Raw genomic sequence first — 22,623 nt, forward strand, 5'->3', positions numbered from 1 at the left:
GCGTGCAAATCTTTTTTTGAAGGAAGTGTGGTATGACCTATTGTGTGGCCATGCGCCTGTCATCCGGGCTGGTCTTTGCATCCGATTCACGTACCAATGCTGGCGTGGATCATATTTCCACCTTCCGTAAACTGCACGTGTTTCATCAGGACGGCGATCGTACGCTGGTGCTTCAGACTGCCGGTAATCTGGCGACCACGCAAAGTATCATCAGCTTGCTGCGACACCGCAGCAGGAATGCCGATTGTCCCAATCTGCTGAATGTCTCCAGCCTCTATGAGGCCGCGTCGCTGATAGGCGAAACGGTTCGTGAGGTGATCCAGCGTGACAGTGAGGCGCAACAGAATGGCAGCACGACAGACTTCAGTTGCAACCTGCTGCTCGGCGGGCAAATCAACGGGGATGATATGGGCCTGTTCCATATTTATCCTCAGGGTAATTTCATCGAAGCAACCCGTGATACGCCCTATTTCCAGATTGGTGAAAGCAAGTACGGCAAACCGATTATTGACCGGGTGCTGCACTACGACATGTCTCTGGATCAGGCGATGCAATGCGCGCTGATTTCACTGGATTCGACCCTGCGCAGTAATCTGTCCGTCGGCCTGCCGCTCGACGTGATGATCTACCCGTGTGACAGCTACAGCGATGCCCGGCAATACCGCATTACCGAAGACCATCCGTACTTCAGTACTATCCGTAAAGGCTGGGGAGAAGGCTTAGTCAACACCTTCAGACAGCTTCCGCCGCTGGTTCTCTAGTCAGAACCGGGCATCCTGTTCCCCTTTACAGCCCCAACCCAAACACGAAATAATACCTCCACAAGCCGGGTCAGAATCCGGTCGCTACTTACTCTCAACTCTGCGGACCCCTTATGAATAACGAAATTTCTCTCAAATATTATGATGTCGCAGACGAGTACGCGACGGAGGCGGCTAAGCCGGTCAGCGAAGCAGAGCGTACTCCGCTGGCGCATTACTTCCAGCTGCTGATTACCCGTCTGATGAACAACGAAGAGATCAGTGAAGAGTCTCAGCAGGATATGGCGCGCGAAGCGGGTATCGATGAGCAGCGTATTGATGATATCGCTGAGTTCCTGAACCGCTGGGGCAACGAGTAAGAGATACGCACCGGCAGACGAGCGTTGCGCCGTCGGCCGGTTAACCTTTCTGACTACCGCATTCACCTCCGCGTCGGGCATCCGCCCCAGCCTCTTGCCCGGCCGTAAATTATCATCCAGACTTATATAGTCTGCGCAGGCATTGTGTTTTACACTGCGCGCTGTAAAAAACTGAGTAGATTAAGCAGGCAAAAATGGCGATGAACGGAACGATCACAACCTGGTTTGAAGATAAAGGTTTTGGCTTTATCAAAGATGAAAACGGTGATAACCGCTATTTTCATGTGATTAAAGTCGCCAATCCTGATCTGATTAAGAAAGATGCGGCGGTGACATTTGAACCCACCACCAACAACAAAGGCTTATCCGCCTATGCGGTGAAGGTCGCGCCGACCAGCAAATATATCTATATCGCAGGTGAGCGGCTGAAGATCACTTCGATTAAGTCTTACCTGGTTTACAACGAAGACGTCCCGGTTGATGCTGGTGTCGATAAAGAGAACGCGGTGCTTTCAGTGGGCCTGTTGCTGAATAATATCCGTCCGAAGTCTGACCCGAACGCCAGTGAGATGCGCTCGCTGAAAAAGCTGGCGGTGACCACTTTCCAGGGAACGACGCTGATCTTCTCCGAAGATGAGATCGACATCGAAAGCACGGTTAAAGTGCTTAAAGGTCTGAAGTAATCCCGCAGGCAGGCCGGGATTCTGTGAGCAGGATTTCGGCCTTTATGCCCGCATCCGCCTGCCATTCAGGCACATCTCTCTGACATGATGCTGCCCGGTGCCGTGAAAAAGCGAATCTCTGGCAGATAAAACCGCCCTGCTCTCCCGCCTAATCCGTTGTTTATGATAAAACAAAGGTCAAAAGCGCAACGCATCAAGGTTCATCCCCACAACGCATCTTTCCAGGGTAGAATCAGATACTTTGTTCAGTCATTGCCAATGTTTTCCATCATCGCAAAGTGATACGAAAAGCGGGTGAAATAAGGTATAAAGCCGCATGAAAATCCCAAACAGAATCCAGCCCCTGGTCGATGACGGCCTCATTGACGATGTGCTGCAGCGGCTGAAAAGCGGCAAAGAAGCAGACGTCTATACCGTGCTTTGCGGCGGTAAAGTGCAGTGCGCCAAAGTTTATAAAGAAGCGACCCAGCGTAGCTTCAAGCAGGCGGTGCAGTATCAGGAAGGACGTAAAACCCGCAACAGCCGTAACGCCCGCGCCATGCAGAAAGGCACGAAGTTTGGCCGTAAGCAGCAGGAGGAGTCCTGGCAGACTGCCGAAGTAGACGCCCTGTTCCGCCTGGCTAATGCCGGTGTTCGCGTGCCCCAGCCTTATCTTTGCATTGACGGCGTGTTACTGATGGAGCTGGTGACCGACGCCAATGGCTCTGTCGCGCCGCGCCTCAGCGACGTCACGCTCTCCGAAGAGGAGGCGATTACCGACTTCCACACCATGATTCGCAACATCGTGCGTATGCTCTGTGCCGGTATCGTCCATGGTGACTTATCCGAGTTCAACGTGCTGCTGGACGATCAGGGCCCGGTGATTATTGACCTGCCACAGGCGGTCGATGCGGCAGCCAATAACCATGCTGAGTCGATGTTCGAACGTGACGTCGACAACATTACCTCCTACTACGGTCAGTTCGCTCCGGCGCTGCTGAAGACGCGCTATGCCAAAGAGATCTGGCAGCTTTATGAAGATGGCAAGCTGACCCCGGAAACACCGCTGACCGGACAGTTTGTTGAAGAAGAGCGCGTGGTGGATATGGATTCGCTGATGGATGAGATCATCACCGCAGAAGATGAATACTACGAACGCCAGCGCGCCAGCCGTGAGCGCGACGAAGATTAGAAAAAAGGCAGCGAGTTGTCTCGCTGCCTCTTAACTACCGCACTATCACAATTTTTTCATCTAACGACGACCGTCAGCGCAATCAGAGTTAAGCCGATGATCATCACGCCGACAAATACCGTATCAAGCCTGCCTTTTTTCATCTTTGCCTCCCTAGAACCACTGACCAAACCGACGGATATAGAAACGTTTCATGCCCTGCGCCACCAGACAGTAGCTGAACAGCGTCAGCACCAGCCACGGGAAATATTGCCATGGCAGCGGCACCAGACCGACCATCGCACCCAGCGGTGAGAATGGAATCAGGATGCCCAGCGCCATTACCGCCAGCGTGGTCAGCATCACCGGTAAGGTGGCACGACTCTGGATAAACGGAATCTTCCGGGTACGCAGCATATGTACCACCAGCGTCTGTGACAGCAGTCCCTCGATAAACCAGCCAGACTGGAACAGCGACTGCACGCCTGCATGGTTAGCGCCGAAAACGAACCACATCAGCGCAAAGGTGGTCACGTCAAAAATTGATGACGTCGGACCCATCCAAAGCATGAAGCGTTTAATGTTGCCGGCATCCCATTTACGCGGCTTATTCAGAAACTCACGGTCAACCTTATCCCACGGCAGCGCCAGCTGGGAGACGTCATACATCAGGTTCTGAATCAGCAGATGAATCGACAGCATCGGCAGAAACGGAATAAAGGCACTGGCCACCAGCAGCGAGAACACGTTGCCGAAGTTGGAGCTGGCGGTCATGTTGAGATACTTGATGATGTTGCCAAAGGTCTCGCGTCCTTTGAGTACCCCCTCATTCAGCACCTGAAGATCTTTCTCCAGCAGGATGATGTCCGATGAGGCTTTCGCCACATCCGCCGCGCTGTCCACAGAAATACCGGTGTCAGCCGCACGCAGTGCAGGCGCGTCATTGATACCATCGCCGAGGAATCCCACGGTGTGACCGTTCTGCTGCATCAGCCGTACCAGACGTGATTTCTGCAACGGCGTCAGCTGGGCAAACAGGGTGCAGCGCTCTGCTTCCAGTGCCAGCTCATCATCGTTCATCGCCTCAATCTGATCGCCGGTCAGCATGGCCGGATCGGTCAGCCCGACATCGGCACAGACCCGCAGCGTCACCAGCGGATTGTCACCGGTCAGCACTTTCACCGTTACACCACTGTCGCGCAGGGCTTTAATCGCCTTACCGGCACTGGCTTTTGGTGGATCGCGGAAGGTCAGCATGCCCTGAATAACCAGATCGCGCTCATCACTGTCGCTGAGCGGCGCGTGCAGCTCGCCATCACGGGTTGCCACCAGCAGCACGCGATAACCCTGCTGATGATAGCGTTCGGTCTGCGCCAGCAACGCCGCACGCTGTGCCGCATCCAGTGCAACGACCGCATCACCCTGCCGCACGGCAACGCTGACTGCCAGCATCTCTTCAACTGCGCCTTTGCAGATCAGATGCGAGCGATGCTGAGTCAGATCTTCCACCAGCACCGACACACGACGGCGGGTAAAATCAAACGGCAGCTCATCAACCAGCTGATACTGGCTGCGCTGAGTCTGTGAAATGACTTTATCGCCTGCGCAGAGCACGGCGCGATCCATCAGGTTTTTTGCGCCACTCTGGCTGCCACTGTTAAGCCAGGCCAGCAGCAGGACCTGCTCATCTTCACTGCCCTGCGCATCCAGATGATGCGCCAGCAGGATAGTGTCCTGGGTCAGCGTGCCGGTTTTATCGGTGCAGAGCACATCCATCGCGCCCAGGTTCTGAATGGCATTGAGCTTTTTGACGATCACTTTGCGCCGGGACATCGCAATGGCGCCTTTGGCCAGATTAGCGCTGACAATCATCGGCAGCATTTCCGGGGTCAGCCCGACCGCGACCGCCAGAGCAAACAGCGTGGCATCCATCCAGTCCCCTTTGGTGAAGCCGTTAATCAGCAGCACCACCGGAACCATCACCAGCATAAAGCGGATCAGCAGTTTACTGACGCTGTTCACCCCACGGTCAAACGCAGTCTGTGGACGACTTCCGGTCAGCGATGAGGCCAGTGAACCAAACCAGGTTTCGCCTCCGGTCGCAACGACGACGGCGCTGGCTGTGCCGCTGGCCACGCTGGTGCCCATCAGGCAGATGTTCGGTGACGCCAGCAGCTCCTGGGCAGTCTGCTCTTCAGCATCAATACCCGCATCGCTGCTGTGTTTCTCGACCGGCAGCGACTCGCCAGTCAGCACCGCTTCACTGATAAACAGATTACGTGAGCTCAGCAGGCGCACATCGGCAGGCACCTGATCGCCGGTGCTGAGCAGAATAATGTCGCCCGGCACCAGCTCACTCATATCCACATCCTGACGCTGCGCGGTTTCACTGCCGGGCTCCCGCCGCAGCACGGTGACCTGGCTGCGAACCAGTGACTGCAGCGCCTGAGCAGCACGGTTGGTCCGAAACTCCTGCCAGAAGCGCAGCAGCCCGCTCAGCATCACCATAGTGCAGATGATGATGACGCCGGAGAGATCGGTCTCCTGACCGGCGCGCAGCGGTAATATATAGTCGGTAAAGAAGCTCACCAGCGCCAGGACCAGCAGGACGTAGATAAACGGGTTATTAAACGCCATCAGCAGCTGAATCAGCGCCGGTGGTGCTTTCTCATGTGCCACTTCATTGCGGCCATACAGAGCCAGTCGTTTCGCCGCTTCAGCCTGAGTCAGACCCTGACGCTGACTGCGCAGGTTCGCCAGCGTCATCTCAACGTGCTGGCCTGCCTGCTGTGCGACAGCAAATATTTTTTTACTTTTTTTATCGTTACGGTTGCCAGATGAGGTGATCGCAACCTGTTCCAGTTTCATGTCGCTCATTTCGACATCTCCCTGATTTAAAGCAATAGTTGTCCTGCACGCAAAATTAGGTGCATGGATAAAACCTGGCGTGGCCGGGTTATTTAATAAGGTGACCTTTGGGAATAATGACGTTATTCCGCCTGCGTGAAAAATAATGACGCGCGCAGGGTGACGTAACGCCTGTTAAGCGCTGCGTTTTAAAGGTCTGATATCGGCGTTCGGGCGCAGCCTGAGCTACGCCAGTCGGGGCGGAGGAAAAAGAGCTAATATAAACAGCAGCATAACGCGCACTCCTGTGCATAACAGGATTAAAAACAAGGAGCGCGATCGTTAATTAAAGCGGGGATCGCTGCTCGCCGGTTGGCAAGCAGCAGAGAAAATTCAGCTTGCCAGAATTAAAATTAATCTAGGGTGACTGTCCAACTGAATTCTCCTGAAGTTATTTGCCGCTATTATAGAGAGAGGAATATTGGGGTAAAGCGATTCAGAGATAAATAACCGCTTCGTTGAGGATTTGTTTCTGCTCAGGTTGCCGCTTCGGTAACAACATGGCGATCTTCTTATAACCACAACCTAACACTTATAACCTTTTGGCATATGGTTAGCCTATATTAGACTATTCTTCGCATCGGCCCTTTCGTAAACTCGCGTAACTTTTTAGAGGCAAGGAAATTTCATGAAAACTATAATTCCATCACTGCTGGCGCTGACGCTGGCTGCCGCCTTCACAGCACAGGCCGCAACACCAAAAGATACGCTGGTGATTGCCCAATCTACCGACGACGCCGACAGCTTCGACCCGGCCAAAGGGTTTGAACTGACCAGCGTTCAGGCTTTTACGAATATCTATCAGCGTCTGGTACAGTCTGACCCACAGAATCCCGTGGATCTGAAACCGACACTGGCCACCTCGTGGCAGCCCGGCAGCGATAACCGCAGCCTGAGCTTTGAACTGCGCAAAGATGCGAAATTCTCCACCGGTAACCCGCTGCGTCCGGAAGATGTGATCTTCTCGCTGGGCCGCGTGGTGAAACTGAACCTCGATCCCTCTTTCATCCTGACGCAGCTCGGCTGGACCAAAGATAACGTCGATGGCTTCCTGAAGAAAGTTGACGACAATCATGTGCAGATCAGCTGGACCGCCAACGTCAGCCCGACTTACGTACTGAGCCTGCTCTCTGCGCCGGTCTCGTCCATTGTCGATGAAAAAACGGCGATGGCGAATGCGAAGAACGGCGACTTCGGTAACGCCTGGCTGGCAACCCACTCGGCGGGCAGCGGTCCGTATCAGATCCGTAAAGTGGTGATGCATCAGGTGGTGCTGCTCAGCGCCAACCCGACCTCACCGGCGGGCGCGCCAAAAATGAAGAACATCCTGATCAAGAACGTACCGGAACCGGCGGCGCGTCGTCTGCTACTGGAACAGGGTGATGCCGATATCGCCCGTAACCTGGGTGCCGATCAGATTGCTGCGCTTAACGGCAAACCTGGCGTGAAGACAGAAGCGATTCCAATGGCGTCGCTCTACTACATCCAGTTCAACATCGGCGCGAACGAGACGATGAAGAACCCGGCCTTCTGGGAAGCCGCACGCTACCTGTGGGATTACAAAGGTATTGCCAACGAGCTGCTGAAAGGCCAGTTCGACGTGCATCAGAGCTTCCTGCCGAAGGGCTTCCTGGGCGCAATCAACGACACGCCTTACAGCTACGACCCGGAAAAAGCCAAAGCGATTCTGAAGAAAGCGGGCCTGAACAACGTCACCTTCAAGCTTTCCACCAGCAACCAGCCGCCTTATCTGGATATTGCGCAGGCGCTGCAGGGCAGCTTCGCCAAAGCGGGCGTGAAAGTGGAAGTGGTGCCCGGCCTGAGCTCCGAAGTCTCAACCAACGTGAAAGCGCATAAATATGAAGCGACGCTGAACGCCTGGGGCTCCGACTACTTCGATCCGAACACCAACGCCGCCTCGTTTGCTTACAACCCGGAAGATGGCAGCAAAACCATCGCCTTCCGTTCAGACTGGCACATTCCTGAGCTGAACAAGCAGGTAATTGCGGCCACTGCGGAAAGCGATCCGAAGAAGCGCATCGCGCTGTATGAAGCGATGCAGCGTGAAGTGATGAAGAACTCCCCTTACGTGATTGGCATGCAGGCGAAGAACCTGATCGCCGTGCGCGACAACCTGAAAGGCTATGTCCAGGGTATTAACCCTGACATGGTGTATTACTCGCAGGTCACTAAGTAATGGCACAGTCTGTTCCTTCAGCCGGGTTCGCCCGGCTTTTTTGGCAGCGTGGCGGACGGCTGATCGGTGGCGTATTGTCGCTGCTGGTCACGCTGCTTGGCCTGCTCGCCTTCACCTTTATGCTGTCGCATCTCTCGCCGATTGATCCGGTGCAGCAGATCGCTGGCGATCACGCCAGTGAAGCAACCTATCAACAGGTACGTCACGACCTGGGGCTCGACCAGCCGGTGCTGATGCAGTTCTGGCGCTACATCGAACATCTGGCGCAGGGCGATCTGGGCGTCTCCCGTCTGACCAATCAGTCAGTGAGTGGCGACCTGATGACCACCTTCCCCGCCACCATTGAGCTGGCGACCTGCGCGATGATCTTCGCGGTGGTGTTCGGTGTCACGCTGGCGCTGCTGGCGGCATGGAAACCGGGCAGCTGGATCGACAACCTCGCCCGCTTTATCTCTCTGCTGGGCTACTCAGTGCCGGTGTTCTGGCTCGGCCTGCTGGGCCTGCTGCTCTTTTATGCGGTGCTGCACTGGTCCGCCGGACCGGGACGGCTGGATGATATCTGGGTTTATACCCTGGAGCCGAAGACCGGCTTTGTGCTGATCGACAGCTGGCTGTCCGGTGAACCGGAGATGTTCCGCAATGCGATTGCGCACCTCTGGCTGCCGGTGGTGATCCTCGGCCTGCTGGCGATGGCGGGCATTACCCGCCTGCTGCGTGCTGCGCTGCTGGAAGAGAGCAGCAAAGAGTATGTGGTGCTGGCACGTGCCAAAGGCGCGGGTCGGGTTCGCATCCTGCTGCGCCATATCTTCCCTAACGTGCTGGGCACGCTGGTTACGGTGATCGCCCTCTCCTACGCCACTCTGCTGGAAGGTTCGGTGCTGACCGAAACCGTCTTCGCCTGGCCGGGTGTGGGTCGCTACATGACCAATGCGCTGTTCTCCGGCGATGTGCCGGCGATTCTGGGCTCCACCCTGTTGATCGGCAGCTGCTTTATTCTGATTAACGCCCTGGCGGATGTTTTAACCTGGTTAACCGATCCGAGAACCCGATGACGCAACAACTTTCTGAACTCGAAACGCTGCGACCACGCCGTCGCCGTCAACGCGTGACCTCGTTAACCGTTGGGCTGACGCTGGTGGCGATTCTTATCCTGATGGCGCTGCTGGCACCGCTGATTGCGCCATTCGATCCGAATATGCAGACCATGTCGAGCCGTCTGCTGGCACCGTCGGCGCAGCACTGGTTTGGCACCGACGGCTTTGGCCGCGATCTGCTGTCGCGCGTGATTTACGGCGCACGTCCTACGCTGCTGCTGGTGTCGCTGATTCTGGTGCTGACCATTCCGGCCGGGCTGCTGATCGGCATCACCGCCGGTTACGTTGGCGGCTGGACTGAACGCCTGCTGATGCGCATTACCGATATCTTCCTGTCGCTGCCGAACCTGGTGATCGCGCTGGCGCTGGTGGCGATTCTCGGCCCTGGCCTGATGAACGGTGCGCTGGCACTGGCGCTGACCAGCTGGCCGCCGTTTGCCCGTCAGGCGCGCGCTGAAACGCTGGCACTGCGCCGCAGCGATTACCTTGCCGCTGCGCGGATGCAGGGGATTACGGGCTTTCGCCTGATGTTTGGTCATATCCTGCCGCTCTGTATGCCGACGGCGGTGGTCCGCGCCGCGCTGAGCCTGGGCGGGATTATCCTGGCCGCGGCCGGTCTTGGCTTCCTCGGCATGGGCGTTCAGCCGCCGACGGCGGAATGGGGTTCAATGGTCGCCGAAGGCAGTAAAGTGATCTTCGATCAGTGGTGGGTTGCTGCCGCACCGGGCGCGGCCATTCTGTTTGCCAGCCTGGCCTTTAACCTGACAGGCGATGGCCTGCGCGACCGACTGGATACCCGTCATGCAAAATAATCTGCTTCATGCCGAAGGGCTGACCATTCGCAGCGATGATGCGCTGCTGGTCGATAACATCAGTTTTTCCGTGGGCCGCGAGCGTGTGGCGCTGGTGGGTGAGTCCGGATCCGGCAAGTCACTCACTGCCCGCAGCCTGATGGGCTTGCTCTCGCCCGCGCTGCATCTGCAGGCCAGCCAGCTTCAGGTCGCCGGTGAGAATGTGCTGACGCTGAGTGAGCGCCACTGGAACCAGCTGCGCGGTAACCGTGTGGCGATGGTAATGCAGGACCCAAAGTATGCCCTTAATCCGACGCGTACGATTGGCTGGCAGGTAGAAGAGCCGCTGATCCTGCATCGCCGTCTGAGCCGTGCCGAGCGCAAAGAGAAGGTGTGCGAGATGCTGGATGCGGTCGGCCTGCCCGATCCGCGTCGTCTGATGCAGCAGTATCCGCATCAGCTCTCTGGCGGTATGGGCCAGCGTGTGATGCTGGCGATCGCACTGATCACCGATCCGGACTTCCTGATCGCCGATGAACCGACCTCCGCGCTGGATCACGCCATGCGCGATCAGGTGCTGGCGCTGATCCGCGGCCTGGTGGAGGCGCGCAACATGGGTCTGCTGCTGATCAGCCATGATTTGCAGCAGGTCTCGGAACATTGCGAGCGGGTGATGGTGATGTACAAAGGCCGGTTGCTGGATACGCTGCCCGCCGCCGATCTGCCGCGCGCGACCCATCCCTATACCCGCACGCTGTGGGCCTGCCGCCCGGGCAAAGCGACTCACGGACAGGCTTTACCGGTGCTGGATCGCGCCGCGCTGGAGGCGAATTATGATTGAGTTACACAATCTCAGCGTCGCCCACAAACAGGGTTACGAACTGCGCACCGTGGTGCATGAGGTCAACCTGAAGGTTAACGCTGGCGAGTGTTTTGGTCTGGTAGGACCTTCAGGCTGCGGCAAGTCGTCGCTGCTGTGGGTGCTGGCAGGTCTCAATCCACACTGGCAGGGCCAGATGCAGCTTGCCGGTCACGAGGTTCAGCCGGGCAAAGCCTTTACCGGCGCACTGCGTCAGGAAGTGCAGATGGTGTTTCAGGATCCTTATGCCTCGCTGCATCCGCGTCACCGCCTGCGTCGCACGCTGGCGGAGCCGCTGAAGCTGCTGAAACGCGACAATATTAACGATCGTATCGATCAGGGCTTCCGTCACGTCGGACTCGATCCTGCGCTGGCAGATCGCTATCCGCATCAGCTCTCCGGCGGTCAGCGTCAGCGCGTCGCTATCGTGCGTGCCCTGCTGCTGCAGCCGAAGATCCTGCTGCTGGATGAGCCGACGTCGGCGCTGGATATGTCAGTGCAGGCCGAGATCCTTAATCTGCTCAACGATCTGAAACGACAGGATGGTCTGACGATGGTGCTGGTCAGCCACGATCCCGATGTTATCGATCACATGTGCGATCGCGCGGTGCGTATGGCGCAGGGTCGCATCATCGAACAGATCTCTGCCTGAAACCAAGCCGGATGGCGTTCACCTGCCGTCCGGCGCTATTGTTTTCTCCCGCCTGTCTTAACACGCCTCTATGCCCGCCGTTAACCTCTCTTCTCCCCTGCCGGAACGGCGCACTGTTCGCTGAAGCCAGCAACCGTATGCGACTGCGCAAATCGCAGCACCAGGCTGATGCGGTATACTCGCCGCAGTTTCTTTAAAAAAGGAGTCAGGTAATGACGGTAAAACTGCGTCCGCTGGAGCGGGAAGATCTGCACTTTGTCCATCAGCTGGATAACAACGCCAGCGTGATGCGCTACTGGTTCGAGGAGCCTTATGAGGCATTTGTGGAGCTGTCCGATCTCTACAACAAGCACATTCACGATCAGACCGAGCGCCGCTTTGTGGTGGAGCACAGCGGGCAGAAAGCGGGATTAGTGGAACTGGTCGAGATTAACCATGTGCACCGGCGCGCTGAGTTTCAGATCATTATCGATCCGGCGCATCAGGGCAAAGGGCTGGCCACGCAGGCGGCAAAGCTGGCGATGGATTACGGCTTTTCGGTGCTGAATCTTTATAAGCTCTACCTGATTGTCGATCAGGAAAACGAAAAAGCGATCCACATCTACACCAAGCTCGGCTTCGAGATCGAAGGCGTGCTTAAGCATGAGTTTTTCATTAACGGGGAGTACCGCAACACCATCCGCATGTGCATTTTCCAGCATCAGTATCTGGAACGCCATAAAACGCCAGGCGGAATGGTGAAGCCAACCGCGCAGTAATCAGCCGCGCGCGCCAACCGGGTTCATAAAGGGACGCGGATGTTCCGGCTTGAGGTCGTACATGCCGCCATAGAAGGGATCGACCAGCAGCCAGCCCGGGAATCCACCCAGCGGAATGTTGCCCAGCAGATACCAGAGGTTAGCGCGCGCCTCGATCGGCACCGTAACCGGCACGTAGCCCGGACTTTCCAGCATCAGCAGGTAGTGTTTTTTGCCGAAGTAGCGACCGGTCGATTTAGCCAGCTCAACGGTCTGCGGCGTGAAACCCTGCGCAACCGCATAGCCACGCTCATCCTGCACGGTAAAGCGCGCGCCCTGCGGCAGAGAGTCGATGCGCACCATCTGGGTTTCAGTGCCGACAATGGTGGCACAGCCGCTAAGCAGCAGCGCGGCGGCCAGAGCCAGAATTCGCTGTTTCATGAAGGGGTCCACAGAGTGATCAATGATCAGAGTGTAGACCGCCCTTTCAGACTCAATCGGGCTATCATCGCCCGATTCAGCCAGCTTATTGCGGTTGACAAGCGCGGGCGATAGCCGCGATGTCGTTGGGAGAGGTACGGCAGCAGCCGCCAATCAGCTTCGCGCCCGCCTGTTGCCACTCGTCCAGCTTGTCATGCAGCGTGCAGCCCGAGGGCGCTGAATGCCAGGTTTTGCTGTCGGCATCATACTGTTCGCCGGAGTTGGGATAGACCACCAGCGGTTTGTCGGTCAGCCTCTGCAACTGGTGTAGCGCAGGCGTCACGCTCTCGAGTGCCACGCAGTTTATCCCAATGGCCACCACCTGTGGCTGCTGATTCAGCCAGCTCACCACCTCTGACAGCGGCGTGCCGTCGCTGATGTGTCCGGCATCACGCAGGGTAAACGTAAACCAGGCGCGGCTTTCAGGAAATTCAGCCAGCAGCTTCACCAGCGCCTGCGCTTCAGCAAAGGAAGGCAGGGTTTCACAGGCCAGCAGATCGGCACCCGCCGCCAGCAGCGCCTGCACGCGCGGGCGGTGAAACGCCATCATCTCCGCTTCCGGCAACGCGTAGTCGCCGCGATATTCCGAACCATCCGCCAGGAAGGCACCATACGGCCCCACCGATCCCGCCACCAGCAGCGTTTTCGCATCGGGCCGTACCGCCAGATAATCGTGACGGGCGCGGCGCGCCAGTGCGACACTCTGGGCGATCAACGCCAGTGACTGCGCCTCATCGAGACCGCGTGTGGCAAAGCCCTGCGGCGTCGCCTGGTAGCTGGCAGTGATGGCACAGCGCGCCCCGGCAACAAAATAATCGTAGTGAACCTGGTAGATCAGCTCAGGATTTTCCATCAGCACTTTCGCTGACCAGAGCGCATCGGCCAGATGGCAGCCGCGGGCTTCCAGCTCGGTGGCCAGCGCGCCATCCAGAATCAGCAATGGCGACTCCGTTAAAGCCTGCGCGACGGGGTTATGCGACATCTTTGGCCTCCTCAGGCTTCGGGGATGATTTGTGGGTCAGATGGTAAGCGGCATAGCAGAACAGCACAAACGGGATGCCACACCACAGCGCGATACGCTGGGTCGGATCAAACGCCAGCCCGAGACAGGCCAGCAGGCAGAGCAGAAAGCCCAGAACCGGCGTCAGCGGATAGAGCGGCGCACGGTAGCCCAGCTCTGCCAGCGATTTGCCCTGCTGAAGATGACGGCGACGGAAAACAAAATGCGAGGCGCAGATGCTGAGCCAGACCGCGACCACCGCAAAGCCGGAGATGGCCGACAGCGCCACAAATACCGTGTCCGGTGCGACCACGCTGGAGACCAGCGCCAGTAAGCCACCGATCATGCTGACGGTGATGGCCAGCAGAGGCACGCCGCGCTTGTTGACGCTGGCAAAGGCGCGCGGCAGTGTATTTTCATTAGCCAGCGACCAGAGCATGCGCCCGGAGGCATAAAGGCCCGAGTTGGCCGCAGAGAGGATAGCGGTCAGGATCACAAAGTTAATGATGTCAGCCGCATAAGGAATGCCGATCTTTTCAAACACCAGCACAAACGGGCTTTTCACAATCCCCGCCTGATCCATCGGGATCAGCGCCGCCAGCACAAATACGGTGCCGATAAAGAAAATAATCAGTCGGGCCACCGTCGTGCGGATCGCCAGCGGCAACACTTTCTCCGGCTGCTGAGTTTCACCGGCAGCAATCCCGATCAGCTCGGTGCCGGAAAAGGCGAAGTTCACCGCTACCATCGTCATCAGAATCGGCAGTACGCCATTCGGCAGCCAGCCGTGCGCGGTGAGATTACTCAGGCCCGGCGCGGGCGTGCCATCTTTCATCGGGATAAAGCCAAACATTGCCGCGCCGCCCAGCACGATAAAGGCGACAATCGTGACGACTTTTATCAGTGAGAACCAGAACTCTCCTTCCGCGAAGAAGCGGGTTGAGATGACGTTGAGCAGATAGATGGCGCAGCAGAAGACCAGGCACCAGATCCACACCGGGATCTGCGGGAACCAGTACTGCATACAGAAACCCGCCGCCGTCAGGCTGGAGCCAAGCGCCACCGTCCAGGTCAGCCAGTAGAGCCAGGCCACGGTGTAGCCGGTTGCCGGGCTGAGATAACGCGCGGCGTAGACGTGGAACGCGCCGGTTTCCGGCATCGCTACGGAGAGTTCGCCCAGGCAGACCATCACCAGCCAGACCACCAGCGCGCCAATCAGATAGGCGAGCAGCGTTCCCGCCGCGCCGGTGGTTGAAATGATATAGCCGGTGTTAAAAAACAGGCCGGTGCCGATCACGCCGCCCAGCGATAACATCACCAGATGGCGCACTTTCATGGTGCGTTTAAATTGTTCCTGCGAGGGAGTTGGCTGTTCGCTCATCACTTTTATCCGTATGGACGTCTAAACATCTATAAGGGACAAATTTATACGCGTCACAGCCGGTAATTGCAACGGCAGGGTAAACAGGGAGGATGGTCAGGTGGTTCAGTGCCCCGTCGCGGCGGGGCCTGATGCGTTAGCCGAAAACGCTTTGAATATAGCGTTCCAGCGCCATGCGGGAACTGAATCCGTGCGGGATGCCGTAATGTTCCTGTGAATCACCCGCCAGGTAGAGAGGGAATTGGGTATAGTGATCGCAGGTCTTCATTTCTGAAGCAGGTTCAGCGAACGGCTGGCTTTTCTCTTTCAGCGTCGGGTGAATCACTAAAGCCATGCGCCCCATGCGCGCTTCGCGATTCACATAAACGTAGTTTTCACCACGGCGATAGCCATAGGCCCGTGGGGTAATTTCATCGACTTCGAAACCCGCTTTTTCCAGTACGCGCGCTACCTCATCTGGTCGTAAATACATGCTCGATCCTCTCCTCTTTCAAAAGCTTCGCAACCTTACATCAGCATGACAGAGTGGGCATTCGGAATTTTCCCTAAAGAACACTCCCGCGTCTCGTTTATCAAAAAGGTCGTCTACACTAGTATTACGTTTTTAAATCAAAGGGAGCTAAAAAATGTTTAATCGCACTGTAAAAAACGATGACATTGATATCAATCAGGATGTGAATGAGCTGGCCGATTCACTGGAAGCGCTGTTGAAATCTTATGGCAGTGACGCCAAAGACGAAGTGGATTCTGCCCGTAGTCAGGCAGAAAAACTGCTGAAGCAGACCCGCTCTAAACTGAACGGTGGCAGCAACCGCGTATCTCAGGTTGCACGTGATGCCGGTGCACAGGTTGATACCTACGTGCATGACAAACCATGGCACGGTGTAGGTGTCGGCGCCGCGTTTGGTATCGTAGTGGGTATACTGCTGGCTTCACGCCGCTAAGTACAAAAAATCCCCTGAGCCCTGCCCCGTGCGGGGCTTTTTTTTGCCTTTTTTCCGGCCTGCGACATTTACAAAAGAATTTTCCAGGCGGCAGGGCGCATCCCTGCTGGCTTTGCCTGAGTTGCGCAAATGCAAATCATAAAACCCTATATCTGGTGGGCTTGACCCCTCAAACCACTACATCTAGTATTTACCTCATCAGCACGATACCAGATGCTCGCCCGAATAAAGCACGCAACAGGCTGCATCAGCTTTATTTCCGGGCATCAGAACCGCACACAGAGGGAAATACGAATCATGCGCATTATTATTTACACTAAAGATAACTGTGTCCAGTGCACGGCGACCAAAAATGCTATGGACCGCCAGGGTCTCGCCTATCAGCTCATCAATCTCGACAGCCAGCCGGATGCTATCGATAACCTGAAAACACTGGGTTACCGCCAGGTACCGGTCGTGATGGCAGATAACGATCACTGGAGCGGCTTCCGCCCGGACAAGATCGCCACTCTGCGCCAGCTTGCCGCTGTCGGAGGCTAACCGCATGTTCCCGCTGGTCTATTTTTCCAGCCAGTCGGAAAACACCCACCGGTTTGTGACACGCCTCGGCCTGCCCGCCCGGCGCATCCCGCTGGATGCCCGGGAGGCGCTGCATATCGACCAGCCCTATATTCTGGTGGTGCCCAGCTATGGCGGTGGCAGCAGTCGCGGTGCGGTGCCCCGTCAGGTGATTCAATTTCTTAATGATGAAGCGAACCGGCGCGGTATTCGTGGCGTGATCGCGGCCGGCAACCGTAACTTCGGTGCCGGTTACTGCCTGGCGGGCAGCATCATTGCAAAAAAATGTCAGGTTCCCTGCCTCTACCGCTTCGAGCTGATGGGTACGCCTGACGATATTGCGAAAGTTAAAGCGGGAGTAACCCAATTTTGGCAACAACAGATACCCTCAACGGCGTGACGCTCGATTATCACGCCCTTAATGCCATGCTGAACCTCTATGACGCGGATGGCCGCATCCAGTTCGACAAGGATCGCGAAGCGACACGTCAGTTTTATCTGCAGCATGTGCAGCCCAATACGGTTTCCTTCGCCAGCAACGCTGAGCGTTTACGCTATCTGGTGGCGGAGAGTTATTACGAAGCGGATGTGCTGAACCAGTACGACTTTGACTTCCTGCTTGCGCTGCATGAGGTGGCGGAGAACCGGGGATTCGAGTTCAAAACCTTTCTGGGTGCCTGGAAGTACTACACCAGCTATACGCTGAAGACCTTTGATGGCAAACGCTATCTGGAAACCTTCGAGCAGCGCGCCTGTATGGTGGCGCTGACGCTGGCCCAGGGCGATGAAACGCTGGCGCGGGCGCTGCTGGAGGAGATCCTCAGCGGTCGTTTTCAGCCTGCCACGCCCACCTTTCTGAACTGCGGCAAACAGCAGCGCGGTGAGCTGGTCTCCTGCTTCCTGCTGCGTATCGAAGACAATATGGAGTCGATTGGTCGCGCCGTGAACTCGGCACTGCAGCTGTCAAAACGGGGCGGCGGCGTCGCCTTTTTACTGTCAAACCTGCGAGAGTCCGGCGCGCCGATCAAGCGCATAGAAAATCAGTCGTCAGGTGTTATCCCGGTAATGAAAATGCTGGAAGATGCCTTCTCTTATGCGAATCAGCTTGGCGCACGTCAGGGCGCTGGCGCGGTGTGGCTTAATGCACATCATCCCGATATCTTCCGCTTTCTGGATACCAAACGCGAAAATGCCGACGAGAAGATCCGCATCAAAACCCTGTCGCTGGGCGTGGTGATCCCCGATATCACCTTCCAGCTGGCGAAAGAGAATAAACCGATGGCGCTGTTCTCGCCCTACGACGTGGAGCGGATCTACGGCCAGGCCTTTGGTGATATCAGCATCAGCGAGAAGTATGACGAGATGCTGGCTGACGATCGCATCCGGAAAACCTATATTCAGCCGCGTGATTTTTTCCAGACGCTGGCTGAGATTCAGTTTGAGTCGGGCTATCCCTACATCATGTATGAGGATAGCGTAAACCGCAGCAACCCGATTGCCGGTCGCATCAACATGAGCAACCTCTGCTCGGAGATCCTGCAGGTCAACAGCGCCAGCGAGTACAACGACGATCTCAGCTATCGCCGTGTCGGCAAAGATATCTCCTGTAATCTCGGCTCACTGAACATTGCACACGCCATGGATTCGCGCGATCTGGCGCGCACCGTGGATGTGGCCGTTCGCGCCCTGACGTCGGTATCGATGATGAGCGAGATCGGCTCGGTGCCTTCCATCGCCGAAGGCAATCGCCGCTCACACGCCATTGGCCTGGGTCAGATGAACCTGCACGGCTATCTGGCGCGGGAAGGCATCGCTTACGGTTCGCCGGAAGCGCTGGATTTCACCAATCTCTACTTCTATTGCATCACCTACTATGCGCTGCGCACCTCTAATAAGCTGGCGCAGGAGCATCAGCAGACCTTCGACGGCTTTGCGGATTCGGACTACGCCAGCGGCGTCTACTTCGATAAGTATCTGCAGCAGGAATGGCTGCCGCGTACTGAACGGGTAGCTCAACTATTTGCCGACGCCGGACTGACGCTGCCAACTCAGGCGGACTGGCAGGTACTGCGTGATGCGGTGATGCAGCACGGGCTGTTTAATCAGAACCTGCAGGCGATCCCGCCGACGGGTTCGATCTCTTACATCAATCACGCTACCTCCAGCATCCATCCGATTGTCTCCCCTATCGAGATCCGCAAAGAGGGCAAAACTGGCCGCGTCTACTATCCCGCGCCATTTATGACCAATGAGAATCTGCACCTCTATCAGGATGCGTATCAGGTTGGGCCGGAAGCGATTATTGATACCTACGCAGAAGCAACGCAGCACGTCGATCAGGGACTGTCGCTGACGCTGTTCTTCCGCGATGACGTCACCACCCGTGACATCAACAAAGCGCAGATTTACGCGTGGAAAAAAGGCATCAAAACGCTCTATTACATTCGACTGCGTCAGATGGCGCTTCAGGGCACGGAGGTTCAGGGCTGCGTCTCATGCTCCCTGTAATGAACACGATGAAACTTAAACAGATTCAGGCCATTAACTGGAACCGCATTCAGGATGATAAAGATCTTGAGGTGTGGAATCGTCTCACCAGTAACTTCTGGCTGCCGGAGAAGGTGCCACTCTCCAATGATCTGCCCGGCTGGCAGACGCTGGATAAACAGCAGCAGCAACTGACCATCCGGGTCTTTACCGGCCTGACGCTGCTCGACACCATCCAGAATGTGATCGGCGCGCCGGGACTAATGGAGGATGCGATTACCCCACACGAAGAAGCGGTGCTGTCGAATATCAGCTTTATGGAAGCGGTACATGCCCGCTCCTACAGTTCGATCTTCTCAACCCTGTGCAACACGCAGGATGTGGATGCCGCCTACCAGTGGAGCGAAGAGAATGCGCCGCTGCAGAACAAGGCGCGCATTATCCTGGAGCACTACCGGGCCGATGATCCGCTGAAGAAGAAGATCGCCAGCGTCTTCCTGGAGTCGTTCCTGTTCTATTCCGGCTTCTGGCTGCCGATGTACTGGTCAAGCCGGGGCAAGCTGACCAACACTGCAGACCTGATTCGCCTGATTATCCGCGATGAAGCGGTGCACGGTTACTACATCGGCTACAAATATCAGCAGGCGCTGGCCAGCGCTGACGATCTGCGTCGCGAAGAGCTGCATCAGTTTGCCTATGATCTGCTGCTGGCGCTGTATGAGAATGAAGTAGCCTATACCGAAGCGCTCTATGGTGATGTCGGCTGGGTGGAAGAGGTAAAAACTTTCCTGCACTACAATGCCAACAAAGCATTAATGAATCTGGGCTATGAGGCGCTGTTCCCGGCGGAGCTGACGGACGTGAATCCGGCCATTCTGTCGGCGCTCTCACCCAACGCTGACGAGAACCACGACTTCTTCTCCGGCTCAGGCTCCTCTTATGTGATGGGGAAAGCGGTCGAAACTGAAGACGAAGACTGGAATTTCTGATAGTCGGGCAGGTCGTCCTGATCTGAAAGCGTTTCTTCATTCAGACGGCACCAAAACTCAAAGCGATGGGAGCATACGCCTGTAGCAAAGCATAGCGCCGCCCGGATAAAAACGCCGGGAGTGTTTTTGAACAATGCAACGCGTTGGCCCGGCAACGGGCGCACCTCAGGGATGAGGTGCGTACTAAAAACGCCAGGAGCGTTTTTGAACAACGCAACGCGTTGGCCCGGTAACGGGCGCACCTCACGGATGAGGTGCGTCATCGCCCGCGCTGAGCATGCCATGGATGGCATCTTTTGCGTCTTTGCGAAAGGCGTATGCTTCCTGAGCCTGTTCGCATAACGTCACCCGTAAATCCTCTACCGCGGTTTAAACCTCTTGTTATAACTGGTATGGCCTGTTAATAAACATGCGTGTGAAATAGTTTTTTGAGTTATTATTAACCTCAAATGATTATTAGCGACCGATGCTGTTTATGAATGCGACTCGCCAGGGTCTGACGCCTGCTTTAGTAATGCTGATGTCGGTAGCAACCGGCCTCTGTGTAGCCAGTAATTACTACGTTCAGCCACTGCTCAATACGATCGCCCAACAGTTTGATCTCTCTGTGAGCCTTGCCGGGTTTATTGTCACCACGGCGCAACTCGGCTACGCCTGCGGTCTGCTGTTGCTGGTGCCGCTGGGCGATCGCTTTGAACGACGCAGCCTGATTGTGACGATGATCCTGCTGGCTGCGGCGGGCATGGTGATTATCGCCCTGTCGCACTCGTTCCTCTTTTTACTGCTGGGCACGGTCATGACCGGCCTGTTTTCGGTCGCCGCACAAATTCTGGTGCCGCTGGCCGCCACGCTGGCTGAGCCGGAGCGACGCGGTAAAATTGTCGGAACGGTAATGAGCGGTCTGCTGCTGGGAATTCTGCTGGCGCGTACCGTGGCAGGCGGCCTGGCACAGCTTGGCGGCTGGCGCACCGTCTACTGGACCGCCAGCCTGCTGATGATGATTATGGCGCTGGCGCTGTGGCGATCGCTGCCACGCGTGAAACAGTCCGTGCCCATGAGCTATCCGCAACTGCTGGCGTCCATCTTTCGGCTGTATGCAGGTAATCGGGTGATCCGCACTCGTGCCTGGACCGGCTGTCTCTCCTTTGCCAATTTCAGCCTGCTCTGGACCTCGATGGCGTTTCTGCTCTCCGGCGCGCCCTATCACTTCTCAGAAGGCAAAATTGGCTTGCTGGGCCTGGTCGGTGCCGCGGGTGCGCTGGCCGCACGTCAGGCGGGTTCACTGGCCGACAAAGGTAAAGCGAAGCTGACGACCCGACTGGGCCTGCTGCTGATGCTGCTGTCGTGGGCCGCCATCGCGTGGGGTGCAGAGCAGCTTGTGCCGCTGATCGTTGGCATCCTGCTGCTGGATCTGGCGGTGCAGGCTGTCCATATCACCAATCAGAGCGTGATTTATGCGCAGATGCCGGAGGCGCGTAACCGTCTGAATGCCGGTTACATGACCAGCTACTTTATCGGCGGTGCGGCGGGCTCGCTGCTCTCCGCTACCGCTTACCATCTTGCGGGCTGGTATGGTGTCTGTATCGCTGGCGCGTTACTGACTTTGGTAAATCTGCTGATCTGGGCGGGCGGATCGCGCTTTGAGCCGGAAAAAATTAACTGAAGGCTGTCCGGACAGTGCATTGGTCTGGTCACAAATGGTTAGGTTTGTTATGGTTAGTAACAAACCTATTCACTTCAGTTATTTTTCCTCGCGATATTATTAAATTTGCCCCCTTTTTGATAACGTCCCGGCACTGCGGCTGCCGCCGGGCGTACGGGTTTTTGACCCAGGGCCAGGGAATGGCCTGGAATACCTTTGATGGTGCAGCGTGCGAGTCTGTCAGCGACCACCTGCCAAAAAGTGACTACGCTTAGCCTGTCACCATAGTTATTATACAAGTTGCAATTAGTGAGGTTTTTTTTAATGGAAAGTTCGTTTACTCCCATTGAGCAGATGCTAAACATCCGTGCCAATCGCCATAAGGATTTTCCGTTGCAGGAAATTATTCTGACGCGTCTCTGTATGCATATGCAGGGTAAACTGCTGGACAACCGCAATAAGATGCTGAAAGCACAGGGTATTAATGAGACCCTGTTTATGGCATTGATTACACTGGATGCGCAGGAAAATCACAGCATTCAGCCTTCTGAGCTCAGCTCTGCCCTTGGCTCTTCACGCACCAATGCCACGCGCATTGCTGATGAGCTGGAAAAGCGCGGCTGGATTGAGCGTCGCGAAAGCGATCACGATCGTCGTTGTCTGCACCTGCATCTGACCGATAAAGGGATGGAGTTCCTGCGTCAGTTGCTGCCACCTCAGCATCAGAGCCTGCAGTACCTCTGGTCGTCGCTGTCAGTCGATGAGAAGTCTCAGCTCGAAGGCATTACCCGTAAGTTGCTTAATCGTCTTGATAAAATGGATGAAGATCAGCTGATCGCCTCGCTGTCCCGCTAATAGCAATAAGTGCGACACAATCACCTGTCGAAATCGTTATTTTAATTTCCTTTTTTATCTGGCCAGCGCTCAGTCGCTGGCTTTTTCGACTCGGGCG

22 protein-coding genes are annotated in these 22,623 nt (G+C 56.3%); 17 read left to right on the plus strand and 5 right to left on the minus strand.

The window, feature by feature from the left end:
- The first annotated feature begins 32 nt into the window (after positions 1-32).
- From FA92_RS13595 to FA92_RS13610, 4 genes are all read left to right on the plus strand, one after another.
- Positions 33-761 (plus strand): proteasome-type protease, encoded by a 729-nt coding sequence (locus FA92_RS13595; RefSeq protein WP_033783931.1) that lies wholly within the window; start codon positions 33-35, stop codon positions 759-761.
- 113 nt (positions 762-874) lie between these two features.
- Positions 875-1,120 (plus strand): YmjA family protein, encoded by a 246-nt coding sequence (locus FA92_RS13600; protein WP_033783932.1) that lies wholly within the window; start codon positions 875-877, stop codon positions 1,118-1,120.
- 194 nt (positions 1,121-1,314) lie between these two features.
- Positions 1,315-1,803, plus strand: a complete 489-nt coding sequence (locus FA92_RS13605) for a cold shock domain-containing protein (RefSeq protein WP_013358783.1) — start codon at positions 1,315-1,317, stop codon at positions 1,801-1,803.
- 316 nt (positions 1,804-2,119) lie between these two features.
- Positions 2,120-2,974 (plus strand): PA4780 family RIO1-like protein kinase, encoded by an 855-nt coding sequence (locus FA92_RS13610; protein ID WP_013358784.1) that lies wholly within the window; start codon positions 2,120-2,122, stop codon positions 2,972-2,974.
- A 153-nt stretch (positions 2,975-3,127) separates the two neighbouring features.
- On the opposite strand, the gene mgtA is transcribed toward FA92_RS13610, so the two are convergent.
- Positions 3,128-5,830, minus strand: coding sequence for a magnesium-translocating P-type ATPase (gene mgtA, locus FA92_RS13615; protein ID WP_033783933.1), 2,703 nt, complete (start codon positions 5,828-5,830; stop codon positions 3,128-3,130).
- Positions 5,831-6,488: 658 nt separating this feature from the next.
- Here mgtA and FA92_RS13620 point away from each other — a divergent pair.
- The 6 genes from FA92_RS13620 to speG all read left to right on the plus strand — a co-directional run bounded on the left by FA92_RS13620 (position 6,489) and on the right by speG (position 12,211).
- A complete protein-coding gene (locus FA92_RS13620; protein ID WP_033783934.1) occupies positions 6,489-8,057 on the plus strand; it encodes an ABC transporter substrate-binding protein in 1,569 nt (522 codons plus the stop codon).
- Positions 8,057-9,109 (plus strand): ABC transporter permease, encoded by a 1,053-nt coding sequence (locus FA92_RS13625; protein WP_033783935.1) that lies wholly within the window; start codon positions 8,057-8,059, stop codon positions 9,107-9,109. The genes FA92_RS13620 and FA92_RS13625 overlap by 1 nt, the downstream gene beginning before the upstream one ends.
- On the plus strand, positions 9,106-9,963 hold the full coding sequence (locus tag FA92_RS13630; protein WP_033733571.1) for an ABC transporter permease: 858 nt from the start codon (positions 9,106-9,108) through the stop codon (positions 9,961-9,963). The genes FA92_RS13625 and FA92_RS13630 overlap by 4 nt, the downstream gene beginning before the upstream one ends.
- Positions 9,953-10,783 (plus strand): ABC transporter ATP-binding protein, encoded by an 831-nt coding sequence (locus FA92_RS13635; RefSeq protein WP_033783936.1) that lies wholly within the window; start codon positions 9,953-9,955, stop codon positions 10,781-10,783. The genes FA92_RS13630 and FA92_RS13635 overlap by 11 nt, the downstream gene beginning before the upstream one ends.
- Positions 10,776-11,453 (plus strand): ABC transporter ATP-binding protein, encoded by a 678-nt coding sequence (locus tag FA92_RS13640; protein ID WP_013358790.1) that lies wholly within the window; start codon positions 10,776-10,778, stop codon positions 11,451-11,453. The genes FA92_RS13635 and FA92_RS13640 overlap by 8 nt, the downstream gene beginning before the upstream one ends.
- 212 nt (positions 11,454-11,665) lie before the next feature.
- A complete protein-coding gene (gene speG / locus FA92_RS13645; protein ID WP_003850356.1) occupies positions 11,666-12,211 on the plus strand; it encodes a spermidine N1-acetyltransferase in 546 nt (181 codons plus the stop codon).
- Here speG and FA92_RS13650 read toward each other — a convergent pair whose 3' ends face one another.
- The 4 genes from FA92_RS13650 to FA92_RS13665 all read right to left on the minus strand — a co-directional run bounded on the left by FA92_RS13650 (position 12,212) and on the right by FA92_RS13665 (position 15,523).
- Entirely contained in the window at positions 12,212-12,631 is a 420-nt protein-coding gene (locus tag FA92_RS13650; protein WP_003850357.1) for a hypothetical protein, read from the minus strand.
- Positions 12,632-12,716: 85 nt separating this feature from the next.
- Positions 12,717-13,652, minus strand: a complete 936-nt coding sequence (gene mmuM / locus FA92_RS13655; protein WP_033783937.1) for a homocysteine S-methyltransferase — start codon at positions 13,650-13,652, stop codon at positions 12,717-12,719.
- On the minus strand, positions 13,642-15,051 hold the full coding sequence (gene mmuP, locus FA92_RS13660) for an S-methylmethionine permease (protein ID WP_033783938.1): 1,410 nt from the start codon (positions 15,049-15,051) through the stop codon (positions 13,642-13,644). The genes mmuM and mmuP overlap by 11 nt, the downstream gene beginning before the upstream one ends.
- Before the next feature lie 136 nt (positions 15,052-15,187).
- Positions 15,188-15,523, minus strand: coding sequence for a DUF2002 family protein (locus FA92_RS13665; RefSeq protein WP_003850360.1), 336 nt, complete (start codon positions 15,521-15,523; stop codon positions 15,188-15,190).
- 154 nt (positions 15,524-15,677) lie between these two features.
- Here FA92_RS13665 and FA92_RS13670 point away from each other — a divergent pair, with 154 nt between their 5' ends.
- From FA92_RS13670 to mprA, 7 genes are all read left to right on the plus strand, one after another.
- A complete protein-coding gene (locus FA92_RS13670) occupies positions 15,678-15,995 on the plus strand; it encodes a DUF883 family protein (protein WP_033733577.1) in 318 nt (105 codons plus the stop codon).
- 297 nt (positions 15,996-16,292) lie between these two features.
- The gene (nrdH, locus tag FA92_RS13675) at positions 16,293-16,535 is read left to right on the plus strand and encodes a glutaredoxin-like protein NrdH (RefSeq protein WP_033783939.1); all 243 of its coding nucleotides are present in this window, start codon (positions 16,293-16,295) and stop codon (positions 16,533-16,535) included.
- A 4-nt stretch (positions 16,536-16,539) separates the two neighbouring features.
- Positions 16,540-16,953: a class Ib ribonucleoside-diphosphate reductase assembly flavoprotein NrdI gene (gene nrdI / locus FA92_RS13680; RefSeq protein WP_013358795.1), complete on the plus strand. Its 414-nt coding sequence runs from the start codon at positions 16,540-16,542 to the stop codon at positions 16,951-16,953.
- On the plus strand, positions 16,923-19,061 hold the full coding sequence (gene nrdE / locus FA92_RS13685) for a class 1b ribonucleoside-diphosphate reductase subunit alpha (RefSeq protein WP_072008983.1): 2,139 nt from the start codon (positions 16,923-16,925) through the stop codon (positions 19,059-19,061). Before nrdI ends, nrdE begins: the two co-directional genes overlap by 31 nt.
- A gap of 8 nt (positions 19,062-19,069) precedes the next feature.
- Positions 19,070-20,029 carry a class 1b ribonucleoside-diphosphate reductase subunit beta gene (gene nrdF / locus FA92_RS13690; protein WP_033784664.1) on the plus strand — a complete coding sequence of 320 codons (960 nt, stop codon included), beginning with the start codon at positions 19,070-19,072 and terminating at the stop codon, positions 20,027-20,029.
- 475 nt (positions 20,030-20,504) lie between these two features.
- A complete protein-coding gene (locus FA92_RS13695; RefSeq protein ID WP_033784665.1) occupies positions 20,505-21,692 on the plus strand; it encodes an MFS transporter in 1,188 nt (395 codons plus the stop codon).
- A gap of 303 nt (positions 21,693-21,995) precedes the next feature.
- Positions 21,996-22,526, plus strand: coding sequence for a transcriptional repressor MprA (gene mprA, locus FA92_RS13700; RefSeq protein ID WP_003850381.1), 531 nt, complete (start codon positions 21,996-21,998; stop codon positions 22,524-22,526).
- The last annotated feature ends 97 nt before the right edge of the window (positions 22,527-22,623 follow it).

The sequence above is a fragment of the Pantoea sp. 9140 genome (assembly GCF_000745295.1).
GTDB classification, from domain to species: domain Bacteria; phylum Pseudomonadota; class Gammaproteobacteria; order Enterobacterales; family Enterobacteriaceae; genus Pantoea; species Pantoea vagans.